Raw genomic sequence first — 3492 nt, 5'->3', positions numbered from 1 at the left:
CCCCAGCCACCCTGAGCCCGCCCCTCCTCACCTGTCCCTTCAATCACCAGACCCGGTTGCGACACACTCCAACCCCATCCTGAGAACTGCTGGTCCAGGAGGCCCTGGATTGCATCAAGCATCGTGGTTGCGGTACCCGTCGGCGTTTCCATGCGCTCGGCCAGGATTTCGACGTTGTCGTCCGTGCCCTCGCGCTCGGCCAACATCTCCAGCAGTTTTCTTTCGTCTTCCTCTAAATATCTGACCATCTCCCAATCCCTCCTCGGTGGTGTGGCGCTGCCGAGTGTAGGGACCGCCCGGGCGGCTGTCGCCCCCCATGCGCGTAGCCTCTGCCTCCGTGCGCGCATGGCGGCGGCCGTCCGGGCCTCCTCCCTGATCCGCCGCCACTGGGCGGGCGACTCGGTCTCGTGCCGGGCGCCCGCCCGTTTTTCGGGGAGGGGCCAGGGATGAAGGACCGCGCCGACCGTCGCCAGATGGACCTGCTGGCCTGGGAGCCGCCCGAGGTGGTGCGTGCCTTCCCGGCCGAGCATGTCCGCGCCGCATCCATGCGCGCGCAAATCAGTAAGGCGGTGGCGGCAGCATTGCGGGACTGCGAGACGTCCCGTGAAGAAATCGCGGTGGCCATGTCGGACTACCTGGGCGAGGCGGTGCCAAAGACGGCCCTGGACGGCTATGCCAGCGAGGCGCGCGAGGACCACACGATTAGCGTGGTCCGGTTGATGGCGCTGGTGCATGCGACCGGGGATGTGCGCCTGCTGCAGCTGCTGGCCGAGCCGTTCGGTTCCATGGTGGTGGATACCAAGCATCGCGAGGCGATCGAGGAGATTATCGATCTCGACCGGCGCGATGAGGTGGCCGAGTACTTGGACGGGCTGGAGCGCCGGATCGACGCCCGGCGCCGGCGGCGGCGCGGAGGGCACCGCTGATGCCCGCCGCCCTGCCACCCCCCGACGCCTGGCACACCGCCGCCGAGTTGGCCGGCGTCGCCGATCTGCCCGACACGGAGCGGGGGGTGCTACTGGTGGCCGCCCGCGAGGAATGGCCCTCCCGTCCCCGCCAGGGGCGGGGCGGCGGGCGGGAGTATCCTGTGTCGGCGCTGCCGGAGAAGGCTCGTCAGGCGCTGGCGCGGCGGGCCTTGGCGGCCGATGCCCCGCCGGCGGCGACGGTGGCGGCCGAGCGCGGGCAGCGGGATCCGGCGGACCTGAAGGACACCTCGCGCTCCTGCATGGATGCTCGCGCGGCGCTGTGCGCCGAGGTCGATCGGGTGCACTTGGAATACGGCCTGAGCCAGCGCCAGGCGGCGCAGGCGCTGGTCGATCAGGCGCGGGCCAGGGATCTGCCGGAGCACCTGGCGCGGATGGTGCCGCAGGCCAACGCGCGCGGCGGGCGCACGGGATCGCGGACGCTGTCCCTGCGGTCCATCCAGCGCTGGCTGGCGGCGCGGGCGGCGGGCGGTGACGTCACCGCGCTGGCGCCGGCCGAGGCGCGGGCGCGGGACCTGGCGCCCTGGGTCTATCCCTTGATGAAGTTGTACCACCGGCCGCAAAAGCCCTCCATCGCCGCCTGCCTGGAGTGGTGACCGGCGGATACGCCGGTGCCAGCGCCCAGCTACGACCAGGCGCGCCGGTTCGTGGCGTCCCTGGGCGCGGTCGGCAAGAGCCGGGGCCGGGTGGGTCCCCGCGAGTTGAAGGCCCTGCGGTCTTTCACGGCGCGTGATGTGGAGGGGCTGGTGCCCGGTGATGTCTACACCAGCGACGGTCACCGGCATGACCAGGAGGTGGCGCACCCGCTGACGGGTCAGCCGAAGCGACCGGAGATTATCAGCGTCTTGGATGTGCGGACGCGGCTGTGGGTCGGCTGGTCGGCCTGGCTGGACGAGGCCGAATGGCTGGTGGCGGCCGCACTTCGGACCGCCATCGTTGGCTATGGCGTGCCGAGCAACTGGTATGTCGATAATGGTTGCGGTTTCAAGAATCGCGCCATGAACGACCCCGTGACGGGCCTGATGGCGCGTTTAGGCATCACCTACCGAAACTCGCTCCCATACAATTCGCAAGCGCGTGGGATCGTCGAACGGTTCCACCAGACCGGCCTGATCGCTCCGGCGCGCCAGTCCATGGCCTACGTCGGCACCGACATGGACCGCTAGGCGCGCCAACTGGCCTTTAAAACGGGCCGGAAGGACCTGAAGGTCTACGGTCACAGCCCGATCATCCAGCCGTGGGACGTGTTCCTAGCCGAGGTCGAAGGCTGGCGCGCGGATTACAACAGCCGGCCTCATTCATCCTTGCCCCGCACGCGCGATCCCGAGACCGGGCGCATGCGCCACCGGTCGCCGGCGGAACAGTGGGACGCGCTCATGGTCGAGGCGGAGGCCTTGGGCGTGATGCCTCCGCGCCTGTCGCCGGACGAGGCGCGCGACCTGTTCCGGCCGCACGCGTTGCGCACCGTGCACCGGGCGTGGGTGCAGTTGCACAGCCGCAAGTACTTCAGCCAGACGCTTGATGATCTGGACCTGCACGGCCGGGAGGTGCGCGTCGAATACGACCCGCGCGACCTGGGGCGGGTCTGGGTCCGTGACCTGGACGGGCGGCTGATTTGCGAGGCGGCGCAGGATGGCAATACCCGCCCGTACTTCAACGACGACGACGTGGCCGAGGCCCGTGCCCGCCGTGCCACGGCGCAGGACGCGATGGCACGGCGCGACGAAAGCGCGGTGCCGCATCTGCTGGCGGAGCCGGCCCCGGCGCCGCGCGCCCTGACGGCGGACGAGGAACGCGCCAAGGCGCGCCTGGCCGCCGAGATGGCGGCGGAACGGGCGGCGCCGAAGCGCGACGAGACCCCCAAGGACCGCTGGTGGCGCGCCCGCCAGACGCTCGACGCCCACGCCGCCGGCCGGCCGGTGGACGCCGAGGCCCTGCGCTGGGCGCGCGGGTACAGCCAGACGCCCGAATACCGGTCGCACGAGGCGGCCCTGGAGGAATGGGGCGACGTGTTCCTGCACGGCCTGCCGGCCGGACAGGCGTCCGCGTGAACGGAAACGGCCCGCGCGGGGCGGCATCCCCGACACGGGCCAGCATCGACAGCGAGGAAAGCATGACCGATCGACAGCCCATCGTCAACGCCACCACGGCGCCGCTCACCAACGTGCTGCGGTTCGGCGCGCTGGTGGATGCGTGTGTCCAGAGGCCCCGTCACCTGCCCGGGATCGGCGTGTTCTACGGCCACTCCGGCTTCGGGAAGACCTGGTCGGCCGTGCATGCGGCGCACCGCACCCGCGCCCGTTATGTCGAGTGCGGCGAAAGCTGGACAAAGCTGCGGTTCCTGCGTGCTCTCGCCGAGGAATTGGGCGTTTCGCAGCGTGGCACCGGCCCGGACCTGGTCGAGCGGATCATCATAGCAGTCTGTCGGGTTTGGCCGCGCGGCCTTGAGTTTAGGTGGTGGCGCGGGTGTCATGCGGCCCTGAGGCGGGCCATCCGCTTGCAGTTGTAA

6 protein-coding genes are annotated in these 3492 nt (G+C 70.4%); 5 read left to right on the top strand and 1 reads right to left on the bottom strand.

Going from position 1 to position 3492, the window contains the following annotated elements:
* Window positions 1–248, bottom strand: a 248-nt coding sequence (locus GGD89_RS19305) for a hypothetical protein (RefSeq protein ID WP_184049083.1), incomplete at its 3' end; no start/stop codon positions are given.
* A gap of 198 nt (window positions 249–446) precedes the next feature.
* Between GGD89_RS19305 and GGD89_RS19300 the strand changes: the two genes are divergently transcribed.
* From GGD89_RS19300 to GGD89_RS19280, 5 genes are all read left to right on the top strand, one after another.
* Complete coding sequence (locus tag GGD89_RS19300) at window positions 447–926, top strand: DNA transposition protein (RefSeq protein WP_184049080.1); 480 nt, start codon at window positions 447–449, stop codon at window positions 924–926.
* A complete protein-coding gene (locus tag GGD89_RS19295) occupies window positions 926–1579 on the top strand; it encodes a DNA-binding protein (protein WP_184049077.1) in 654 nt (217 codons plus the stop codon). The genes GGD89_RS19300 and GGD89_RS19295 overlap by 1 nt, the downstream gene beginning before the upstream one ends.
* Window positions 1580–1594: 15 nt before the next feature.
* Entirely contained in the window at window positions 1595–2149 is a 555-nt protein-coding gene (locus tag GGD89_RS19290; protein WP_184049074.1) for a DDE-type integrase/transposase/recombinase, read from the top strand.
* 171 nt (window positions 2150–2320) lie between these two features.
* Window positions 2321–3034 (top strand): Mu transposase C-terminal domain-containing protein, encoded by a 714-nt coding sequence (locus tag GGD89_RS19285; RefSeq protein ID WP_184049071.1) that lies wholly within the window; start codon window positions 2321–2323, stop codon window positions 3032–3034.
* Window positions 3035–3096: 62 nt separating this feature from the next.
* Window positions 3097–3492 (top strand): TniB family NTP-binding protein, encoded by a 396-nt coding sequence (locus tag GGD89_RS19280; protein WP_184049068.1) that lies wholly within the window; start codon window positions 3097–3099, stop codon window positions 3490–3492.

Source organism: Roseospira visakhapatnamensis (assembly GCF_014197915.1).
GTDB classification, from domain to species: Bacteria; Pseudomonadota; Alphaproteobacteria; order Rhodospirillales; family Rhodospirillaceae; genus Rhodospira; species Rhodospira visakhapatnamensis.
This window is presented reverse-complemented; position numbering and strand designations above follow the sequence as displayed.